General features: G+C 44.7%; 21 protein-coding genes. 4 read left to right on the top strand and 17 right to left on the bottom strand.

Translation table 11 applies throughout. The annotated features are described in order from the left end of the window. Positions 1-11: 11 nt before the first annotated feature. The 10 genes from HQN88_RS11880 to HQN88_RS11835 all read right to left on the bottom strand — a co-directional run bounded on the left by HQN88_RS11880 (position 12) and on the right by HQN88_RS11835 (position 10,848). A complete protein-coding gene (locus HQN88_RS11880) occupies positions 12-278 on the bottom strand; it encodes a spore coat protein CotJB (protein WP_056624138.1) in 267 nt (88 codons plus the stop codon). Then, positions 275-511: a spore coat associated protein CotJA gene (locus HQN88_RS11875; RefSeq protein ID WP_173111388.1), complete on the bottom strand. Its 237-nt coding sequence runs from the start codon at positions 509-511 to the stop codon at positions 275-277. Before HQN88_RS11875 ends, HQN88_RS11880 begins: the two co-directional genes overlap by 4 nt. Before the next feature lie 195 nt (positions 512-706). Further along, the gene (ytvI, locus tag HQN88_RS11870) at positions 707-1,753 is read right to left on the bottom strand and encodes a sporulation integral membrane protein YtvI (protein WP_173111386.1); all 1,047 of its coding nucleotides are present in this window, start codon (positions 1,751-1,753) and stop codon (positions 707-709) included. A gap of 14 nt (positions 1,754-1,767) precedes the next feature. Further along, positions 1,768-3,105, bottom strand: coding sequence for a hemolysin family protein (locus HQN88_RS11865; protein ID WP_216855693.1), 1,338 nt, complete (start codon positions 3,103-3,105; stop codon positions 1,768-1,770). A gap of 26 nt (positions 3,106-3,131) precedes the next feature. Next, entirely contained in the window at positions 3,132-4,259 is a 1,128-nt protein-coding gene (gene yfkAB, locus HQN88_RS11860; protein ID WP_173111383.1) for a radical SAM/CxCxxxxC motif protein YfkAB, read from the bottom strand. Between the two features lie 128 nt (positions 4,260-4,387). Next, positions 4,388-6,613, bottom strand: a complete 2,226-nt coding sequence (locus HQN88_RS11855) for an MMPL family transporter (protein ID WP_173111380.1) — start codon at positions 6,611-6,613, stop codon at positions 4,388-4,390. A gap of 72 nt (positions 6,614-6,685) precedes the next feature. Then, positions 6,686-7,819 carry an HD-GYP domain-containing protein gene (locus tag HQN88_RS11850; protein ID WP_173111377.1) on the bottom strand — a complete coding sequence of 378 codons (1,134 nt, stop codon included), beginning with the start codon at positions 7,817-7,819 and terminating at the stop codon, positions 6,686-6,688. Positions 7,820-7,937: 118 nt separating this feature from the next. Beyond that, positions 7,938-8,756, bottom strand: a complete 819-nt coding sequence (locus tag HQN88_RS11845; protein ID WP_173111374.1) for an undecaprenyl-diphosphate phosphatase — start codon at positions 8,754-8,756, stop codon at positions 7,938-7,940. Between the two features lie 87 nt (positions 8,757-8,843). Continuing rightward, positions 8,844-10,310 carry a bifunctional metallophosphatase/5'-nucleotidase gene (locus HQN88_RS11840; protein ID WP_173111371.1) on the bottom strand — a complete coding sequence of 489 codons (1,467 nt, stop codon included), beginning with the start codon at positions 10,308-10,310 and terminating at the stop codon, positions 8,844-8,846. A 67-nt stretch (positions 10,311-10,377) separates the two neighbouring features. After that, on the bottom strand, positions 10,378-10,848 hold the full coding sequence (locus tag HQN88_RS11835) for a molybdopterin-binding protein (RefSeq protein ID WP_173111367.1): 471 nt from the start codon (positions 10,846-10,848) through the stop codon (positions 10,378-10,380). 124 nt (positions 10,849-10,972) lie between these two features. Here HQN88_RS11835 and HQN88_RS11830 point away from each other — a divergent pair, with 124 nt between their 5' ends. The 3 genes from HQN88_RS11830 to HQN88_RS11820 are packed head-to-tail and all read left to right on the top strand — an operon-like array spanning position 10,973 to position 13,860. Beyond that, entirely contained in the window at positions 10,973-11,677 is a 705-nt protein-coding gene (locus HQN88_RS11830) for a molybdenum cofactor biosynthesis protein (protein ID WP_173111364.1), read from the top strand. Between the two features lie 22 nt (positions 11,678-11,699). Continuing rightward, on the top strand, positions 11,700-12,764 hold the full coding sequence (locus tag HQN88_RS11825) for a ThiF family adenylyltransferase (RefSeq protein ID WP_274318805.1): 1,065 nt from the start codon (positions 11,700-11,702) through the stop codon (positions 12,762-12,764). Between the two features lie 46 nt (positions 12,765-12,810). Further along, a complete protein-coding gene (locus HQN88_RS11820) occupies positions 12,811-13,860 on the top strand; it encodes an HD-GYP domain-containing protein (protein ID WP_173111361.1) in 1,050 nt (349 codons plus the stop codon). Between the two features lie 12 nt (positions 13,861-13,872). Here the strand turns inward: HQN88_RS11820 and HQN88_RS11815 are convergent, their stop codons facing one another. The 6 genes from HQN88_RS11815 to HQN88_RS11790 all read right to left on the bottom strand — a co-directional run bounded on the left by HQN88_RS11815 (position 13,873) and on the right by HQN88_RS11790 (position 18,226). Further along, positions 13,873-14,262: a DUF350 domain-containing protein gene (locus HQN88_RS11815; RefSeq protein WP_173111358.1), complete on the bottom strand. Its 390-nt coding sequence runs from the start codon at positions 14,260-14,262 to the stop codon at positions 13,873-13,875. Next, positions 14,259-14,906 (bottom strand): hypothetical protein, encoded by a 648-nt coding sequence (locus HQN88_RS11810; RefSeq protein WP_173111355.1) that lies wholly within the window; start codon positions 14,904-14,906, stop codon positions 14,259-14,261. Before HQN88_RS11810 ends, HQN88_RS11815 begins: the two co-directional genes overlap by 4 nt. Beyond that, the gene (locus HQN88_RS11805; protein ID WP_173111352.1) at positions 14,903-16,099 is read right to left on the bottom strand and encodes a glutathionylspermidine synthase family protein; all 1,197 of its coding nucleotides are present in this window, start codon (positions 16,097-16,099) and stop codon (positions 14,903-14,905) included. The genes HQN88_RS11810 and HQN88_RS11805 overlap by 4 nt, the downstream gene beginning before the upstream one ends. Positions 16,100-16,103: 4 nt before the next feature. After that, on the bottom strand, positions 16,104-16,775 hold the full coding sequence (locus tag HQN88_RS11800) for a hypothetical protein (RefSeq protein ID WP_173111349.1): 672 nt from the start codon (positions 16,773-16,775) through the stop codon (positions 16,104-16,106). Next, positions 16,772-16,993 (bottom strand): hypothetical protein, encoded by a 222-nt coding sequence (locus HQN88_RS11795; RefSeq protein ID WP_173111346.1) that lies wholly within the window; start codon positions 16,991-16,993, stop codon positions 16,772-16,774. The genes HQN88_RS11800 and HQN88_RS11795 overlap by 4 nt, the downstream gene beginning before the upstream one ends. Positions 16,994-17,113: 120 nt before the next feature. Then, positions 17,114-18,226 (bottom strand): C40 family peptidase, encoded by a 1,113-nt coding sequence (locus HQN88_RS11790; protein ID WP_173111343.1) that lies wholly within the window; start codon positions 18,224-18,226, stop codon positions 17,114-17,116. A 184-nt stretch (positions 18,227-18,410) separates the two neighbouring features. On the opposite strand from HQN88_RS11790, the gene HQN88_RS11785 reads away from it, so the two are divergent. After that, a complete protein-coding gene (locus HQN88_RS11785; RefSeq protein ID WP_420874465.1) occupies positions 18,411-18,836 on the top strand; it encodes a PH domain-containing protein in 426 nt (141 codons plus the stop codon). 409 nt (positions 18,837-19,245) lie between these two features. Here HQN88_RS11785 and sufB read toward each other — a convergent pair whose 3' ends face one another. Further along, positions 19,246-20,643, bottom strand: a complete 1,398-nt coding sequence (gene sufB, locus HQN88_RS11780; protein WP_056624188.1) for a Fe-S cluster assembly protein SufB — start codon at positions 20,641-20,643, stop codon at positions 19,246-19,248. Positions 20,644-20,671: the final 28 nt, after the last annotated feature.

Genomic DNA, 20,671 nt, shown 5'->3' with positions numbered 1-20,671 from the left:
TATCCTCCTTCTTAAACTTGCCACGGCCAGGGAGTCTCCACCCACTGCCATGGCGCTTTCGTGAAGCTATGTCCAAAGGGCATCAAGGGGCCAAACTCCATTTCGAACTGCTGAGCCATATGCATGCGCTTATGGGCAAATTGGTTATACTGCTGGAGCACGCTCAGATCGTCAGGGTGCGTATCCAAATACAGGGTCAACTCCACCAATACAAAATCCACGGCTTGCAAATCACGAAGTTGCGTGTAATAGGCTTCGGGCAGCACTCGCTCGCTCATGTAGATCCTCCTTCATCGCCTCTTGTCTCCTGTAACGGATTCGGATAGGGCCCATAAAGTGCTGGCCAGAGCGTCCCCATTTTCAAAGCATCATAAGGGCTAAACTGTGGTAATCCTGGTGGTTGAAAATTCATATATAATTGCGGCGGCGTATTATACCATTTCACTCGAATCGGTGGACAAGGGTCACACGGTCCGATATACGGGTACCAACTTTTAAATTGTGTGTACATACGTCTCCTCCTTTTCAGAGCCTATATGACTCGTTATATGCGCTATAACTTGACCAAAATCACCGATTCCCCATATTTTTCGATGAGAAAAACTTTTCAGCAGTGTTGCCCTAACTCTTCCCCCACCAAACGCAAAAAATCCCTCTCCGATTGCAACCGCGCAATTCGAAAAAGGATTCCTTTTTCCATACATTCTTAATCTAATTTAATATTCAAATTCAGCACGCCCGCTTTGCGCAACGCTTGATAAATAATAACAACCAGAGGGCCAAGGAACAAGCCAGCAAAGCCTAGCCACTCAAAGCCAATGTACAAGGAAATTAACGCCGCTAACGAGTTGATCCCAACCGCATCGCTAAGCACTTTGGGCTCTACAATCCGGCGGAGGATGATCAGTACCAAGAAGAGCACGAACAAGCCAATCCCCATACCCGTATAGCCTACAAGCAGCTGATAAATGATCCATGGGATGAAGATAATTCCAGTCCCGATCACGGGCACGAATTCCATCACCATGACTAACAGTGAAATTGCGAGTGGGTATTCTGCCCGAAGGACGAGCAGCCCGATGAAAGTCAACAAATACGTAAAGATCGCCATGATCAACTGTGCGCGAATGAAGCCAAAGATAGCCTCGCGCAAATAAGTCAGCACATGCTCCATTTTATCCTTCGTTTTCGTTTCAAACATCGAGAGAAAAGCAACTTTCAAACTAGGCAAGTTGTACATGCACAAATACAGGGTAATCACATAGATGATCAACAGCATGAATAAATTGGGGATTTTCCCAGCCATATTGAGGAAAAAGCCTGAAATACCACTCAAAATACTCGTCAATGCTCCGGTTAACGTCTCTGTACCCCGTTCTACCCAAGTCTGTACTTGCGCTGCCATCTCTGGGGATAAAGAATCGTAGAATACTTGGGTTCGCACCACAGCTTGATCCACGTAATTATTGACATCCTCCATGTAATTAGGCGCTTTACGACCAAGATCGATTAACTCAGTAACGACATTCATCCCAATAAAATAGACTAATGCCAACATCAGAAAAGTAAATGCCGTACTAACAATTGTTGCGGCGACAAAACGTTTCATTTTCGCGACACGCATCAAAAGAGTTGTGAGTGGGTCTAAAAAAATAGCAGTCACCAACGCTAAGAGAAATGGCAGCCCTACGGTGAACAACCCGTATAACACCAGTATTCCTATCGCCATGATTATAGCTGTCCTGGGTGACATAGAGACTCCTCCGATTATTCATTTCCCGGTTTAACAGTGTCGATATTCGTTATATGTATACGAACAATACGTAATCGATCTACCTCGGTCACTTCGAAAACATGATTAGCATAAGGCACTTTCTTCCCTTTGACAGGCGCGCCTTCCACCTTCTTAAACAGCCAACCACCAATCGAATCCACGTCATCGTCTTCAATTTGGAGGTCCAGCATGTCGTTCAGATCTTCCAGTAAAACACGACCATCGACCGATGTGTATTTGTCTTTCACTTCCACGCCAGGTCGTTCATTCACATCGAATTCGTCATGTAATTCGCCCACGATTTCCTCGATGATATCTTCTAAAGCCAATAACCCCGCAGTGCCTCCATACTCATCAACAACGATCGCGAGTTGGGAATGCTTTTTCTGCATGAGCTTAAGTACGCGGCTAACTTCCATCGACTCCGGCACATTTAAAATAGGACGTATGAACGTCTTAAGCTCCTGCTCAATATCAGGATCCGCCGTAAGTAAGTCAGCAATATGTACAAAACCTACAATGTTATCTTTATGCCCATCAGCTACAGGATAGCGTGTGTGCTTGGTTTCGTGAACGAATCGCAAATTATCGATAAAGCTTGTTTCCAGAAACAGACAATCCATATCTGTCCGCGGCAGCATCACTTCACGAGCAATGAGATCGGAGAATTCAAAAATGTTATCGAAAAGCGTCATCTCGTCTTCATTGATATGACCGCTTTTGACGCTCTCATCCATCAGGATTCGAATTTCTTCCTCGGTATGTGCTGCTTCATTCTCACTGGCTGGCTCTACGCCGATCATCGCAAGAAATTTGTTCGCTGCGCCATTCAACACCCAAATAATCGGACGAAATAATTTGTAAAAAAACAATAAAGGAGCTGAGAGCCACAAAGAGGTCAATTCAGGTTTTTGGATCGCAAACGATTTAGGAGCCAATTCCCCCAGCACAATGTGCATAAACGTAATAAATCCGAAAGCAATAACAAAAGACAAAGTCGTTGTATACACGGATTCCCCTAAACCAAATGTATGAAATAGAGGCTCCATAATCAGATCATGAATCGCAGGTTCACCAATCCAACCCAGTCCCAAGGAGGCAAGTGTAATGCCAAGCTGTGTGGCTGATAAATACCTATCCAGTTGTGACGTTACGATACTCGCATATTTGGCTTTTCCACTGCCTTCATTGACAAGCTGCTGAATGCGAGAATGTCGAACCTTCACAAGGGCAAACTCAGCTGCTACGAAAAATCCATTTAACAGGACGAGTAAGATAACCAGGAAAAGATTGAGTGCGATGGAACCGAAATCAAACGACGTATGTGGCAATATGTATTTCTCCTTCAGAAAAATGATTAGATAATAGCTTTGCGGCTTTTGAAATCCACAGTGCGATAGTACGAGTCAGCTACAAGCAGATTGGGTCCGCAACAGGATGCAGCACTACAGAAACAATTCACCCGCTGGTTCAGCGGATTGTTCTCCCAACGTGCAAAGATATCATCAAGCCCATCATCGTGTATATTTCCAAGCGGAGGCTCATTAGCAAAATCGGTGACGAAAACCTCGCCAGTAAACGTACTCACGTTCAATCGATTACGCCCATCTGGGTCGTTACGAACTGTCACATTAGGCTCCTCACGTAGACGCTTAACTAACTTACGGTCCGCTTCCAGTTCATTACATGCGAAGAACGGCAGCGTTCCGAACAGCATCCACATGTCCGGATTGCGGTGGTCTAACAAGCGATGGATACTCGCGCGCAATTCGTCTAGCGTAACCATCGGAAGGTGTGAGGCGAAAGAGCTTGCATACATCGGATGTACCTCGTGACGCTTGCACCCCATTTCGTTAATTAGCTGATGAATCTCAGGCAATTTCAAATGGGTTCGCGTATTAATCATCGATTCCGCAGAAACGTACAAACCACCCTTGCTTAGCGCAATCGTATTATTCACCATTCGTTCATACATCCCTGCAGCCGTGGTTTTACCTACAGGACGCTGCGAATTAACAAATCCTACTTGATGGAAATCATCCGCATTCAAATAATTAAACGAAATATGCATCACATCAAGATAGGGTGCAAGCAGCTCGTAACGCTCCAAATCTAACGTTAAATTCGAGTTGATTTGAGTGCGAATTCCCCGCTCCCGCGCATACTTCAGAATGGGCAGCATATAGTCCTTCACAATCTTAATGTGATAGGAGGGCTCGCCGCCTGTTAAACTGATCGTTTCCAAATGTTCAATCTCATCCAACTTTTGTAAAATGACTGGCAATGGAATACGGGGTCCTTCTGACATCGTAAGTGAATCCCCAACTGCACAATGCTCACAACGCATATTACACAGATTGGTGATGGTAAGCTCTATACTGGTTAAAACATGTTTCCCGTATTTCCGATACGACCGAATGGGGTCCCAAGGATCATAATGGGGAGTTAACTCCGGTAAGATGGAGTGTGTTACATTCCTATTCATGCTGTTTACACCTGACCTATCATTTCCTATTCAAGAACATGTTACTACCTATTATGCCTATACCTATGCCCTTTATTGTAACTTATGATTCACAAAAAAGGAAACAGAGACAGGAACTTCAGATGGCGCTACCGCTTCTCCACTTTTGCTTGAGGCTTCACACGCAGCCACCTTGGTGCCCACCAATTTGCGTCACCGAGCAGTTTCATAAGCGCAGGAACAAGCATAACCCGTACGATAGTGGCATCAATCAATACAGCGAGTCCGAGGCCAAGTCCCAATGCTTTCATAATTTCTATATCCGTGAAAATAAAGGAGCCAACCACAACAACAAGAATGAAAGCTGCGCTTGTAATTAAGCTTCCTGTTTTTTTCAAACCTTCCGCTGTGCTCTGATCATTGTCTCCACTTGCCTCATACTCTTCCATGATACGTGAAATGAGGAACACTTCGTAATCCATGGAGATCCCAAAAACGACGCAGAAGATAATGACTGGCAGCGTTGCACTCACATATCCGATTGACGTAATGTGCAGCATATCTGCCATATATCCATGTTGGAATACTACAACGACGATACCTAAACTAGCGCCTAAACTAAGCATATTCATCAGCACAGCTTTAAGCGGCAGCAGGACGGAGCGAAATGCCAATAAGAGAACGAGATAGGTAATTCCCATTACGAAAATGAGAACTTCAGGAATTTCCTTTTGAATGCGATCAATGATGTCCAATCGATAGGCTGGTCCGCCTGTAACGGCAGTCTCTAATCCTTCTTTATTCAACTTGCGGAGCTCGCGAACTAACTGATCCGTCGCAGGATCATCCGTGTCCTTCTCAGGGATAACAACCATCAAAGCCGTATGCCCTTTCGCTAATTGCGATTCCTCTAACTGCTTTTGAACATCAGACTTTGTAAACATACCCGCAAGCTCAGCATTCGAATGCTGCCCTAAGACGGTTAGATAGCTCTGCACTTCTTTTACACCAGCGACAGCTTTGACCTGTTCTCCGTAGGCTTGAATTTCACCAATCGAACCTGCTGACCAGATCTCTTCTTTCGTATGTATCACAATCTGAATCGGTCCTGTCATGCGAGGGTCATAGGCGGTTTTGAGCAGTTCCGCTCCATAACGGGATTCATAGCTCGGAGGGAGGACCTCCGCATTCGGTACACCTAATTTCATATGCCAGATCGGCGTCATACTGTAGATCAATACACCACCTACTACCACAACTAAAACGACTGGACGTTTCATCACCGTATAAGCGATTTTCTCCCAAAATTTCGATGTTTCTTGCTTGCGGAATCGTTTCGGAACGACCTGTAAGGAGTTAATCCGATGACCTAAAATACCTAGAAGCGCTAACAGCACTGTATTAGCCACAATAACGGAAATTGAAACAACGATAACTCCCCCAAGACAGAGAGACCGGAAGAAGGTCAAATCCACAAACAGCATCCCCAACAAACCAATGAGAACAGCGATACCCGAGAAGAAAATTGATCTTCCTGCGGTTTGACATGTCATGGCCACGGCAGCAGCAACATTACTCTGTACTTTGAGCTCCTCACGAAACCGGCTGACCAGAAAGAGCGCGTAGTCAATCCCGACAGCAAGCCCCAGCATCGTAACCATATTCGGCAAAAAATTCGATAATGATTGATGCTGTGCGATAAAATAGGTAACTCCCAGAGTGAGCGTCACACTCATCAATCCCACGACCATGGGTAGGAATGCTGCGACCAATGTACCGAAAACAATTAACAACACGAGAAGTGCAATTGGTAAACCAATCGCTTCCGACTTGGCAATATCATGTTTACTGGCTACTTGCATGTCATATAGAATCGCAGGCCCCCCCGTTACATACACGTCCATACCTGCTGGCGGATGTACGAGCGACTTAAGCTCTGGGTATACCTCTAGCGCGGGATCTGTATCCAACGTGAGCGATACACTTACAGCCTGAATATCTAGATGTCCCTCATTACGAGGCGTAGTTACGAATTTCACATCTTCCACATAGGGCAGTTCTTTCAGTTTCGTAAGTGAGGCCATAATCGCCTCTTGTTGATCTTTCACGGAGATATCAAGCCCATTATGCCCCGAATATACCAAATTCAGCTGTGTTCGAGGTACACCAAGCTCATCTCTCATTTGAATCAACCCGAGATCCGATTCGCTCCCTTTCGGAGTAAACCCGTTGTCTTTCAGCATCTCTGGCGCTTTTTGAGCGAAAATAGCAAAGATCAGCATCAAGCTAATCCCAATCGTTAGCACTAACCATCGGAACCGAAACATGGCGTGCCCCCATTTCCAAAACACACCTTTATCCATGGACTCCCGCATCGTATTTCCTCCTTAATCTACAAAAAGAACCTGGTTTCCCAGGTTCTTTATCTCATATGTGCTGTATCTATTCTATAAAATTGTAGGCATACTTGCATCTAATATCGAATCATTTACTTTAATTTCCCCAATTTCGGAAATTAATATCGATAGCTTGCTGGAAAGATCAATTTCGTAAGGTTCCTTAAGTACAGTTCCTGCTTCATCTTGAAGCACACGGATAGTCGGTCTGTGCGGAACAGACATGTTCAATTTCGATACGAGCCCATATTCGCCAGTATTCAATCGTACTGTAATTCCTAGTGGGTATATAGCAATTTTGTCTCGAAACAAGGCAATTTGACTTTGATCATACATCGTACCAGATCCCGCGAATAACTGCTCCATGGCTTCATGTGGCAATAATGGTCTGCGATACACGCGTGTCGTCGTCATGGCATCATAGGAATCAACAAGTCCAATCCATCTGGCGAACTCATTTATTTCGCCCCCTTGAATTCCCCGTGGGTATCCGCTGCCATTAATCCGCTCATGATGCTGCAAGGCACAGTGAGCGGAAAGAAGTGGAATATTCGGCTCATCCTTCAATAGATTGAAGCCATAGGTCGTATGATTTTTCATCTCGTTGAACTCTTGCGGAGTTAACTGAGAAGGCTTGCGAAGAATACCTAATGGCACTTTTGTTTTCCCAATATCATGCAGTAAAGCACCCAAACCAAGAGTCTCGAGCTTATCTCGACTATACCCATAACTGATCCCAAGCATGATCGCATATATACTCACGTTAACTGAATGCTGAAATAAGTAATTATCTTTCACATTCATATTATTAAGCATGACCATTGCACCCTCATGAGCACTCAGATCATCAATAATCATCTTCATGACATCACGAAAATTACGACCGATGTCGTAATAGTTCACTGCCCCGCGTTTATTCGAATCTTCCATGACCTTCTTAAACGTATTACGAATTTCGATAACCGCTTTGCTTCTTGTTTCATCCTGAATGACATCCTCTTGAATAATATCATTCGTTCTAGCATCTTCTATGTAAATATAATCAATCCCATAACTAAACAAGCGATCAAGGAGTCTCTGTGTAAGCTCAACATTAACGGCCAGAAGGACCATACCATCATCGTTGTATATATTCTTAGCCAGCCTCATCCCAGGTTGACACATGTTGATCGGCATAAACAGCATTTCAGAACCCCCGCATAGGTGAGCATTACGTTCTATTTAAATGTAATAGATTTTAATGAAAAGTTCAATACAAAAAACCGCGTCTTTCGACGCGATTCGCTATTGTTCCATAAATATTTTACTTTAAAAACATATAAAGCGCGAAAATTATCGCGACGGCAAAACGATAATACGCAAAGTAAGTGAGCTTCATTTTTTGTACAAGTTTAATGAAGGTTACGACAGCCAGTAAGGCCACAACGAAAGCCACTAGAAATCCTACCACAAAGAAAGTCAAATCATCGGATGACAGTGCATCATAATTTTTCAAAAAGTAGACACCTGAAGCTCCAAACATAATTGGAATCGCCATAATGAAGGTGAAATCCGCTGAAGCTGCACGGCTTACGCCAGAAAGCATACCACCGGCAATCGTGGAACCCGATCGCGAAAATCCAGGCCAAATCGATACGAGCTGCCACAATCCAATAGCGAAAGCTTGTCGATACGTCAAATCATCAAGGACGGTCGTTTTGGGTTGTTCCTTTTTCTTCTCGGCAATGATTAATAGAATACCGCCGAGCACGAGTCCAACTAAGACGGTTGTTGTATTGAATAGCTTTTCATCCACAAGATCATTAAATAAAACACCGATCACACCAGCAGGAATGATACCAATTAAAATGTGTATTAAATTCAGCTTTTTCCCTGTTTTACTTTCGCTTTTCCGATTCACAAGTCCAAATAAGGAAAGGATCCGTTTCCAATAGATAAGTACAACGGCCAGAATAGCGCCCAATTGAATGACAAAATTGAACGTATTCATGACTGGGTCATTCTCCATATCAATGTGTAACAAGCTTTCAGTTAAAATCATATGCCCTGTTGAGGATACGGGTAAAAACTCAGTCAAACCTTCAACGATCCCAATAATGATCGCCTCAAAAATTGTATGCATAATTGCCCCCTATATTCTGATTCATTGCGTGTTCAAAAAGTCCGATTGACTTTTTGACAACATTTATCAGGAATCTTGCTCCGGTACTTATTCTACCTGTTTAGGACTAGGTCTGACAACATCTATGAATCGAAGGTTGTGGCTGTTTGCAATCGCAGCCTCATCTTGCAGTTGATCAGCTAGCACGTCACGGATAAATTCCGGCAGCATGTAAACGATCTGCTTGCCTCGGCTCAGCGATAAATAGCCTGAGCCGAACGTAAACATATCGATCGTACCCACGAGGTAGGAACGTTCTGGATCTAGTAATTCTTCGCCGACATACACGGCGACGATACGCTCGTAGGGAGGGCGCGTAGCATCCACGTGGACGGTTATCCCGTCCACACAGAGGACGCCTAGCACCTCCCCGCGGAAGCCGTACCCGCGTATCGGCTTCTCCATGAACTCGTCAAGCAGCGACTCTTCGAGCGCTTGACGAATATCCGCGCCGCTGAGCTGCATGCGGCACGGATTGATCGGGCCGGGGCAGATTTCCAGCAGCCGGCCCCGGGTCAAGCCCCCCTCCTTCAGTCCCTGAAGGAGCTGCCCGCTATTGACCAGCCCGATCTCGGCGCTGGTCCAGCGGCGAATCCCCGCGGCAAGCAAGTTGCCGAGCGGGGATTCGCCGTACCAATCCAGGCGCAGCGGCTGCCGCAGCTGCGCCACTTCCACCGCCAGCGAGGTGCTGCTGGCGATGCGGTAGTGCTCCAGCAGCGTCATCACGCTGCTGTCCTCTTCGCTCGCGTCGGTCATCGGGACGACGCGGCCGTTCAGCTCTACGATCCGGCGCTGCGCCGGGTCGTAGGCAAGTTCAATATGGCCGGCATACTGCCCGAACTTGCCGGCCGCACCAATATAAGTGCCGCTGAGTAGGAGCGGCTCTTCGAGTAAATGATGGGTGTGACCGCCAAGGATGATGTCGATGCCATCCAACTCCTCAGCCATCCGCTGATCCGTTCTCAGGCCCAAATGCGACATAACGATTATAATATCCACCTCAGGACGCAATAGGCTCACATGGGCGCTTACAGCCTTCATAGGATCACTTACATCCCAACCAAGCAACTCATAGTAATCTTGATAGGCAGCCGTAACCCCAATCAAACCAATACGAAGACCAGATTTCACAAGCGTAAGTGACGGCAGCATCCAATCCGGCGTTTCTTTCGTGTTAACATCCGTAATATTGCTTCCGATAATTGGAAATTTCGCATGCTCCAGCACAACAGCTCTGAGCCAATCCGGTGTGAAGGTGAGTCCTTCATTATTACCTAGAACCATGGCTTCGTAGCCCGTTGCATTCATGATTTCTAAATTGGCGATCGCATTCGTTCCTTCTGTTTCTGGAAACATCCGATCCATATGGTCGCCAATATCAAGTGTCAATACTTGATCTGATGGCCAGAGGCGGCGGACACGATCAAAGTAGGCACTTATTTTGGGCATTTGTTCAAAATGACTATGAATGTCATTCGTATGTAATATGACTAGCCGTTGCAAGGGGGCTGACATCCCGTTCACCTCTCTTCATGACAAGTAGATCCTAGCATGTCTCTATATTATGCAAGTATCCCCTTCCTCATTTCTTGAATTTGAGCTCATCCGGGGTAACTTTGTTCTTAAACCCATAAGTTGCTTCTTCACCTAAAGCTGGATCGTTCAGAAACCATACCTTTACAATACTCTTTACATTAAGACACTCACTGCTTCCATCAGGCACGTATAGTCGAATGGGGTATCCTTTCTTCAGTGCTTGTCCCTCTTGTGCATATAGGAATAAAGCAAGATCCGCTTGCCCCCATGGAATTAGCGCTTGGAACTCATCAACTGCTTCCACCCTCACATGAGTAGGCTCTTCACTTGTACGATTCTGCCCTTTGTTGTGCCAGTTTCGGTACCACGATTTAAGATCAAATGCCTCCCCCACCACCGACGGAACGCGATCTTGAATATTCAACCGCAGATCCGCTAAGGCCACCATTTCATCAACGGTAAAGGTTTCTTTGTTCTTATGTAAGTCAGACACTTCTATGCGTGAATTGGTTTCCATACTTAAATCTCCTCCGTTAATTCAAATTCCATCTCCTGCCAAAGGATCACTCCATTATACCATTTTCAGGGCAAAATATGATATGCTGTAAGGGATTCTAACATCTATCGCAAGGAGAAACAAATTGAACTTACACATCCAACTCTTCGCAGGTCTTGTAGACCTATTCGGTACTTCGGTTCTAACGATTTCAGTCGAACAAGATTCGATTACCATTGCACAATTGAAGGATAAAATTATCACCGATTATCCTGCTGCCTCTGCGCAGCTCCCTATATGCTTTTTCGCCAAAAATCAAGAATATGCCGGTGATCAGGACACGATTTCCGCTTCTGACGAGCTTGCGCTTATCCCACCTGTTTCTGGAGGACAGCCTTCTCTTTACGAAATCACCGATTCAACGATTGATGTCGTTTCCGTGACTTCTAAAGTAAATCACCCCAACCATGGCGCATCACTTGCCTTCATCGGCACGACGCGAGAAATGACGTACGGACAGCGAACTGTCCTATTGGAGTATGAGGCTTATGTTCCTATGGCCTTGAAAACGATGGCAAGCATCGGCGAAGAAATCGATGCGAAGTGGCCTGGCACCTTATGTGCCATCACCCATCGATTGGGTAAGGTTGCAATTGCAGAAGCGAGTGTCGTGATCGCTGTATCTTCTCCTCACCGCGCTGATTGCTATGACGCTAGTCGATATGCCATTGAGCGTTTGAAACAAATCGTACCCATTTGGAAAAAAGAAATATGGGAGGATGGGGCCGAATGGAAAGGCAATCAAACAGGACCCTGGAACCCGCTACAAGCACCGCAAGCTGATAACTGATTTGAAACGGAGATGACTTTACTTGGACCCGCATTTACATACAGAAACTGCGTCAGATGTTGACCCGCGTTATTCGAGACAAATTCTTTTCCCCCCAATTGGTATGGAAGGTCAACGCAAACTTGGCCTTGGTCGTGTTGCTATTGTTGGTATGGGTGCTTTAGGCACCGTTCTTGCCAATCATATGGTGAGAGCAGGCGTTGGATATGTTCGGATCATTGACCGTGATTTTGTTGATAAAAGCAATCTGCAAAGACAAATGCTGTACGATGAAGAGGACGCTGCTGCCACGATTCCCAAATCAATCGCCGCTGCGAAACGTCTGCAGCTAGTGAATTCCAATGTCGTTATTGATCCTCATGTCTGTGATCTTAATGCTACGAATGCCGAACAATTGCTTCATGATGTCGATGTGATTCTGGATGGAACCGATAACTTTGCCGTTCGTTTCCTGCTCAACGATGTCAGCATGAAATTAGGGATTCCATGGATCTATGGCGGTGCTGTGGCTTCGCGAGGTGTCTCACTGACGATTATCCCTGATCGAACACCTTGTTTGCGCTGCCTCTTCCCGCAAGCGCCCGCTGCGGGTACCACGGATACTTGTGACACTGCTGGTGTCATTGGTGGGATTATCCATGTTGTTGCTTCTTTTCAAGCCACAGAGGCTCTTAAGTTGCTCGTCGGCGCCACGGAGCAGCTCAATCTTAGCATGCAGCAATGGGACTTATGGTTCAATCAGAACTCCGCAATACGGGTCTCTGGAGCTAAGAAGTCGGATTGTCCTGCATGTGCCCAAAAGCAATATGAGTACTTAGATGCCCATCTTGAAAGTGATACCATTCAATCCTTATGTGGGCGCAACTCGGTGCAAATCCATCCGATTATTCCCAGCACGCAACCACTGGAATACTGGGAGGAACGACTACAACCGCTTGGTCTAGTTGAGAAAAACCGTTTTCTTTTAAAGTTTCACGCATCTGAGGATATACAAATTATTCTATTCCCTGGCGGTCGTGTTCTCATTCAAGGGACTGAGGATTTAATTCAAGCCAAAAGTCTTTACAGTCGTTATATTGGGATGTAGTATTACAATATACCTACCAGATACTAGGACTTGGAGAGGAGCTTCTATGCGTGTACATGTGCTTCAACTTATCGTTGGTGACAAATTAATTTCCGATTCCTACAATGCAGTAGGCCTTCATCTTCTATCCTCGGGCACCGTTCTCGATGCTGGAGACATTTCGATGCTCAATCGCCACAGTGTGGATTATGTTGATATAGCTCCAAGAAACAGTGAAATCGAGAACGTCGTCGAGGAAGCACCAACTAGACACGCTAATATCCTACAGGTTACCTCTTTTAATAGCGCGACTCAGGGTATTAAAGAAATGTTTGAAGCTTTGCAAGACGGTGGATCTCTTCGCAACGACGCTGTAGAATCCGCTTTCAATCCACTGATAGACAGCATTCAAGAAGAGAAGGACGTTGTTTCCCTGCTTCTATCCTTGCATAGCAAAGATGACTATACCCTTCAGCATAGTGTTCAAGTTGGAATGCTATCTTATTACATAGCCAAATGGATGAATAAATCCGAGAAGGATGCTTTAGTTATTGGGAAAGCAGGCTATTTGCACGATATCGGGAAATGTCGAATACATCCAGATATTCTGAATAAGCCAGGTAAGCTGACGAAGGAAGAATTCGAGGAAGTTCAGAAGCACACGATTCATGGGTATGATATCATTCGCAAATCATTAAAAGATGAAACGCTCGCACTCGTTGCCCTTCAGCATCACGAGCGTATGGATGGTACAGGTTATCCCCTACGTAAAGTCGGTACAGACATTCATTCTTACTCGCGCATAGTCGCGGTCGCAGACGTTTATAGCGCGATGATATCCAGCAGAGTATATCAACAGCGACGTGATCTTCTGCACGTTCTTAAAGAGCTTCATCGCATGAGCTTCGGTGAGTTGGATCCTAAGATCACCCAAGTGTTCATACGCAACATGATTCCTAACTTTATCGGTAAAAAAGTGTCTCTGAGCGACGGACGTGAAGGCACCATCATTATGACGAACCCTACTGATTTCTTCCGACCGCTCATCAACATCGACAATCAGTTCTTGGATTTATCGCAGCTCGCAAATGTAGAAATAACGAAAATTGCGATATAATACATAGGAATGTTAAATAATTAGACTACTTATTGAAATTGCAATACCAATATACACCGCAGCAAGAAGGGTACCTACAGCTACATTTCCTCCCTTAAGCTGATCTGATAGCTTCATACCTGGGGTTAGCCAATCGAACACCCAATATGAAGCTATTAGGCATGCGTACCCTACCGCAAACCATAAGCTCATATGCCAGATGGAGGAGTTCGTATAGGCAGCTATGCCTAGAATGATAGCCGTAGCTACGAACTTGCCTCCCATGGTAATCCCTACAGCCACATTACCATTATTGATTTCTTCCATATCCCGATAGGGGGTCATTAAACTAAAGATGTACATCCCTGCAAACTGTAACAAGACAATAACGAATAAACTTATAATAAGATCCACAGCGATCACTCTGCCCACCCCCGAAATTTAGCCATCGATTGATCAAAATCAGTATAATCATGTACTTCTTCTAGAATTACGCTTACTTCTTTTTTATCCTTGAACGATTGGTATCTCTCTTCTGGTATCGGCTGCTTAACCTTCTGCCCAGTTGGCAGTTCGACCACTGCAAAGTATCTAAATTGGCTATCCAACTCTGTTTTATAAACACCAATCAATTTCACATCGGTCTTTATTTCCACTTTCAACTCCACGAGATCTTTGTCTGCTTCCTCCTTTGTCTTGAAGGATTTGATTGGTTTCCATTGCGACAAAGTAACATTGTTCTTCCCTTGACTATCCGCTTTCATCGTGGCTTGCATGAAACTCAATACCCAAATACTGTCTCCAGTTGCAAAACTCTGATCGTTGGACATTCGGTCATTGTTCGGCAACAGCACCATATCACCATCAATAAGGTCTCCAACCTTGACTTGCTGAACTTGATAGTCCCACGGCACATCACCAGGCGCATAATTCGACGTGGCTACGTTGCCTGATGTTGTTTGGCTTAGTACAGATGGCTTCTTATCAAATGCTGCTGAGATGATCCAAATGATGACGATGATGCCGATCAGTCCTAGGGCCAATCCAATAAATCTTCCTTGTTTCAAGACGGTTTCACTCCAATCGCCACAAATTGACTTGCATTCCCTGTTATGATGCCGCCCGCTCTACCTAAAAGCCCGCATGGCGTGCCGTTCAATACGAATAAACCCGTTAATAAATGGCCTTGACCATGCTGGAAGCTTAGCCGCGGCAAGTCTGCTCGTTCCTGATACACACGTTTAAAAAATACACTCGTATCAAATCCCGCTTCATCCTTAAATTCTAACTCTCCATATTCGTTATACAGCTCGACTGAGCCGCCTTCGCGGCCAAACATTGATTTGGATACATAGTTGCTTTCGAGGATAGGATTCATGTACGTTTGCAGCATATAGGTCTCAATGATGTCATGTTCCTCATCCGAAAATAGGTCTGACTGTCTGATATGAAGATCCCATATGAATGCTTGCAGACCTTTGGATTGTAAAATTACAGCATGCAGGGGATTAAACAAATGAACGAATTGCTCCTCAATTGCATATGACAGTGCTTCTCCCCCATCGTCAACCCCCATCCACTCCTTCGGATATAAGGCAAACATACGCCCAATGGTCTGGTCTGTACCAACCTTGACAACGCCCTCATCGATCCATAAATCCAAACAGTCCACGCATGTCATTGTTCTTCCACTATGTGCCACAAGTGCATCTATCGTACCCGTGTCTTCTGCATGTTCTCCGTAGGCGATACAGGCTGCGTAATCAGGTGCCTCGATCTCCCAGGCCGCCCTTAGAAGCTCCTTCATCCTAAGATTCGGTGATTCCAACCCGTACTGCTCACAAAGCCACGGAGTTGCAATGGAGGCTTCGACATAACCCGTAGGGGTATCTGCGTTTAGTTCTAGCAACTTAATGTTGCCTGCCTGATCGACAGTAAAATCAAATCTCGCATAACGGCTTATAAAACCTTGGCCATTCGGCTCAAGTCGATCCAGCCCATCCCATAGCACTTCCGGTATCGATAAGTCTGCATAAAGCTCCCTTTTGCCCAAAACGTAACGAGCACCTTTATCAAACACCAACCAAAGCCCAGTTGCAGCATGAATAAGATCTTGATAAACCTCATTCGGCATAACGACAAGCTGATCAATCCAGTACTGTTCGTTTTCCAAATTAGCCCACGTAAATCCAAGTTCAGCTAGTTGCTGTACACGAGAATTTCTGTCAGGGGCTGGATTCCCGATCACTTCAAATACCATGCCTTTAACCCCCAGAGCTTGAGCTGGAGGAGGAGCTAAAACCGCTTGATTTACCGCCTATGCTGCCTGTTGATGTTGATGTTGACTTGGAGCCGCTGGATGATGTGCTGCCACTTGTGTTGGAGCTGTTAACGGTGGAACCAGTTGTGCCAGATTTTGTAGTTGACGATTTATTCGAATTCGAAGTAAAGGTCCCACTACCGCTTGATGTTGTTGGTGTCTTTGTCGTGGAACGATTCGTAAATGAGCTTGGTTGATACGTTTTATTAACATAGGGCGTATTGGATCGATAATAATATGAGCGATGATTGTTCCCCCAGCTGCTAGACGAATATGGGCTTACGGTATTGAAAATAAGATGATATAGCAGCAGATCATCCCATCCAAAGCCACCGCCTGACACTTGATTCACAATAATCGGAGCTGTACTCCCGCCTGTCGTGCTAGGTGTTGGCGTAGGTGATGGTGCAGCCAAGCCTTTATCAGGAGGTATAGGTAAGCTCCAATCCACTTGCGGATCGTAATAGGCCTTAACATCCTCATTCGACCATTCCACCAATTTAGATGCTCCTGCATTGGCATTAGGTGTCTCCGCGGCTTGTGCCGTTCCTAGCAACATCTGACCTAACAAGATCAAACTCAGTGAAGTGGATAGTACTTTAAGCGGTCGTTTCACTCCTTGCTCCCTCCCCCTTCTGCGCCAGCTTTAACGAGCAACAACTCAAACACATGGAGATCCAAATTCAAACGGCCCTCAATCATTTCGTATTCCTTCCCGCCAACGAGAATAAAATTAGCCACATTTAAGGCTTGAATAAGTTGATCATCCCAGGCACGTTCACCAAGATGGAGCAGTTGCCCCTCGGGTAACTTTTCATAAAGCACAATTCTCATTCTGATAGCCCTCCTTCACAAAAAAACTTTCTACACATTTAAACGCACAAGGGATTCAATTGTTTCAAAATAGCCAAAAATAAAAAGCCTATCCAGCGGATAGACTTTCCATTACTCCTATTAATAGGCAATTCTCTTCGCCTTTAGAAATGTTTTTTTCCAATATGCTTTATTAATATCTGTGATTTGTACCCCATTCTTCGGCTCTGGGGATGCATGCAGCATCTTCATATTTCCGATGTAAATCCCAACATGGCCAACCGTTTTGTTCGATTTGAAACGCCCTGGCACGTAAAAAAACATCAGATCGCCTTTGCGCAGCGATTTGCGTGATACTAAACTTCCTTTAGTGCCTTGTTGGCGCGCTACCCGCGGCAGTTTTATATTATATTTCCCGTAAATATATTGGGTAAATGTTGAACAATCGAATCGGCCTGTTTTGGGATATGAGCCTGTACCAAATTTATATTTGACACCCATATAATTTTTCCCTTTGTTAATCATGGCATTGATATCAATATTTTTGAGTACTGGCAAATCTTCATTCTGATTGCTTGGAGACCACACTTGTAGATCATCGTGAGTGCGACTTGGCATCCCTGCAGGATTTGCACCTGCTCCATCGTCTTTGAATGGATCGGTAGGATCATCCCCGAAATTCAACTCTGGTGAGTTGTCATTCGCACCTGCGGGGTCATCTTCATGTTCGATGATCGCAATGGGCGAAGCATGAACAACGACATCCCCTTGTCTAACTTCGTACGACATATCATCTTGAAATAAATCCGCTAAGTCCGAGACAGGTAAATAAGCCGTTCCGCCCTCTTTCACCACTGGCTGGCTTAATTGAATATCCGCCCCATCCTTCATGGCTTTATTCGAGTTCATGATCAACTCAAAATTAGCATCATTGTCCCCTAATATGAGTTTTCCTTCTGAATCTTCCCATTCGGATTGGAATTTGAGTGTTCTAATGAGATCTTGTGCAGATACATAATTGACATTTCCTATTTGTTTCATCGGTAGGATTGCATCATTGCTTGCTAGCGCAATGATATCTTTACCAGCTTGCGACATACTCTTAGTAACCGAATTGCCAGAGCCTGTTAAACCTGACGGGCTTTGCGACGGTGTTACACTTCGTGGGCTCGCATTATCCTTCCCACAAGCAGTCGAAATCGCCAGCATGACAATTACACTTCCTATTGCTGGTATCTTTAGCTTATTCCACATGAAATTCTCTCTCCTTCAGGGACACATTATTATCCTTTATAGAGTGAGACAAGTGGCCTGCAAATATGCAACCCGTTCGTTCAAACCGACTTGGCGTTTGTTGGAAGCAACGAAATCTGGAAGAGGAGAACATCGTATAAATATGGAATTGATACATATATTTGTTCAAGGAGGAGTGATGATAGTGGGTATTTTTAGTGGATTACTAGGAAATTTATCAGAAGTTTCTGTTGAGGAGCTTACGAGACAGTATGGTGCTTATCTCATGCCAAATGAAGTCATCTCTACAGGGTTTAAACTTGTGCGGGATTCATTCGTAATCACCGACGAGCGCATTATTCTGATTGATCATCAAGGTGTCACTGGCAAGAAAACGAAGGTCTCTACGATTGATCTCGATGCCATCTATGAGGTGTCAATGGAATCTGGCGGTACAGGGTTTGATGATAGCGAGCTCATTATTCATTACATAACTTCCCCTTATTACAAAGCGAATAACATTACAACAGCAGCTTATCGCTTTGAATTCAAGAAAAAATTCAATATCCAGTCGTTATATGTGGCCCTTCAATCGGCAGCGACACAGAATCGTAAGCGGATTAACGGATAACATGCGAAAATGGCTGCGGATTGGCGCATATTGACCTGAGGCTTAGGTTTGTGATCGGTTTGAGGTTGTTGGTTTTTAGCTTTAGCTTGCGAATGCAAGTGACGGCCGATTCATGTTTAGATGTATAAACTACATCTAATTTGCTCGAATCTGACGTATTTACGTGATTAGATGGAAATAGTACATTTATTTAGTATGAGAATTGAAGAATCGAGTAAATTGGTGAAATTTAACCACAGGAAATACAGTTAATCTTTCGAATTCGCGAAATTCGCTTCAAATAGATGGAGGAAATCCAGTTAATTGAGCGAGGCAGATTGATTACTCATTGGTCATAAACAAAAACGAAAAGAGGCTATCTCAAAGGTCTAAATTGACCTAAGAGACAGCCTCTTTATTTATCATGATATTAACCGATAGATCCTTCCATCTCAAACTTGATGAGACGGTTCATTTCCACGGCATATTCCATCGGAAGTTCTTTGGTGAATGGCTCGATGAAGCCCATAACGATCATTTGCGTCGCTTCAGCTTCTGTAAGTCCGCGGCTCATGAGGTAGAACAATTGATCCTCAGATACCTTGGATACAGTCGCTTCATGCTCTAGCGTAATGTTATCGTTCAGGATTTCATTGTAAGGAATTGTATCCGAAGTTGACTCGTTATCCAAGATCAACGTATCGCACTTGATGTTAGCTTTGGATCCTTGGGAGTTACGTCCGAAGGAAGCTAGACCACGGTACGTTACTTTACCGCCATGCTTGGAGATCGACTTGGAAACAATTGTTGAAGTTGTATCTGGTGCCAAATGCGTCATTTTCGCGCCCGCATCTTGATGTTGTCCTTTGCCTGCAACAGCGATGGAAAGAACCATCCCTTTAGCGCCGCGACCTTTAAGAACAACTGCTGGGTACTTCATTGTCAATTTGGAACCGATGTTACCATCAACCCACTCCATTGTAGCTCCTTCTTCTGCAACTGCACGTTTGGTAACGAGGTTGTAGATGTTAGGTGCCCAGTTTTGGATTGTTGTGTAACGAGCACGGGAGTTCTTCAGACATACGATCTCAACAACCGCACTATGAAGGGAGTTCGTGCTATAGATTGGAGCTGTACAGCCCTCAACGTAGTGCACGAAGCTATCTTCGTCGGTGATAATCAGAGTACGCTCGAATTGGCCCATGTTCTCGGAGTTAATACGGAAGTATGCCTGCAAAGGCACTTCACATTTAACGCCTTTTGGTACGTAAATGAAAGATCCACCTGACCATACTGCGCTGTTCAATGCAGCAAATTTGTTGTCAGCTGGTGGAATGATCGTTCCGAAATATTGTCTGAACAACTCTGGATATTCACGAAGAGCTGTGTCTGTATCTGTGAAGATAACACCTTGATCTTCAAGCTCTTTTTGCATGCTGTGGTAAACAACCTCGGACTCATACTGAGCAGATACACCAGCAAGGAACTTTTGTTCTGCTTCAGGGATACCAAGTTTGTCGAATGTTTCTTTAATTTCCGTAGGAACTTCTTCCCACGTTTTACCTTGCTTCTCGGATGGACGAACATAGTACTGGATATCATCGAAATCCAAGTCATCCATGTTTCCGCCCCAACGTGGCATAGGCATTTTGAAGAATTGCTCAAGGGATTTCAGACGGAATTCCAACATCCATTCTGGTTCACCTTTAATTCTTGAGATTTCTTCAACGATTTCACGAGTTAAGCCTTTACCGGATTGGAAAATGGACTTGTGCTCATCTCTAAAACCATATTTGTAATCCTCTAAATCTGGCATTTGTTTAGCCATGGTTGATTCCTCCTTAACGTTCTCTTTG

The sequence above is a fragment of the Paenibacillus qinlingensis genome, assembly GCF_013204845.1.
Classification (GTDB): domain Bacteria; phylum Bacillota; class Bacilli; order Paenibacillales; family NBRC-103111; genus Paenibacillus_E; species Paenibacillus_E qinlingensis.
The sequence above is the reverse complement of the archived record's forward strand: the minus strand, read 5'-3'. Positions and strand labels throughout refer to the sequence as shown.

Excerpts from the sequence above, each read along its gene's own strand:
- HQN88_RS11880 (WP_056624138.1), bottom strand. The coding sequence starts at position 278 with ATGAGCGAGCGAGTGCTGCCCGAAGCCTATTACACGCAACTTCGTGAT.
- HQN88_RS11875 (WP_173111388.1), bottom strand. The coding sequence starts at position 511 with ATGTACACACAATTTAAAAGTTGGTACCCGTATATCGGACCGTGTGAC.
- ytvI (WP_173111386.1), bottom strand. The coding sequence starts at position 1,753 with ATGTCACCCAGGACAGCTATAATCATGGCGATAGGAATACTGGTGTTA.
- yfkAB (WP_173111383.1), bottom strand. The coding sequence starts at position 4,259 with ATGAATAGGAATGTAACACACTCCATCTTACCGGAGTTAACTCCCCAT.
- HQN88_RS11855 (WP_173111380.1), bottom strand. The coding sequence starts at position 6,613 with ATGCGGGAGTCCATGGATAAAGGTGTGTTTTGGAAATGGGGGCACGCC.
- HQN88_RS11850 (WP_173111377.1), bottom strand. The coding sequence starts at position 7,819 with ATGCTGTTTATGCCGATCAACATGTGTCAACCTGGGATGAGGCTGGCT.
- HQN88_RS11845 (WP_173111374.1), bottom strand. The coding sequence starts at position 8,756 with ATGCATACAATTTTTGAGGCGATCATTATTGGGATCGTTGAAGGTTTG.
- HQN88_RS11840 (WP_173111371.1), bottom strand. The coding sequence starts at position 10,310 with ATGTCAGCCCCCTTGCAACGGCTAGTCATATTACATACGAATGACATT.
- HQN88_RS11835 (WP_173111367.1), bottom strand. The coding sequence starts at position 10,848 with ATGGAAACCAATTCACGCATAGAAGTGTCTGACTTACATAAGAACAAA.
- HQN88_RS11820 (WP_173111361.1), top strand. The coding sequence starts at position 12,811 with ATGCGTGTACATGTGCTTCAACTTATCGTTGGTGACAAATTAATTTCC.
- HQN88_RS11805 (WP_173111352.1), bottom strand. The coding sequence starts at position 16,099 with ATGGTATTTGAAGTGATCGGGAATCCAGCCCCTGACAGAAATTCTCGT.
- HQN88_RS11795 (WP_173111346.1), bottom strand. The coding sequence starts at position 16,993 with ATGAGAATTGTGCTTTATGAAAAGTTACCCGAGGGGCAACTGCTCCAT.
- HQN88_RS11790 (WP_173111343.1), bottom strand. The coding sequence starts at position 18,226 with ATGTGGAATAAGCTAAAGATACCAGCAATAGGAAGTGTAATTGTCATG.
- sufB (WP_056624188.1), bottom strand. The coding sequence starts at position 20,643 with ATGGCTAAACAAATGCCAGATTTAGAGGATTACAAATATGGTTTTAGA.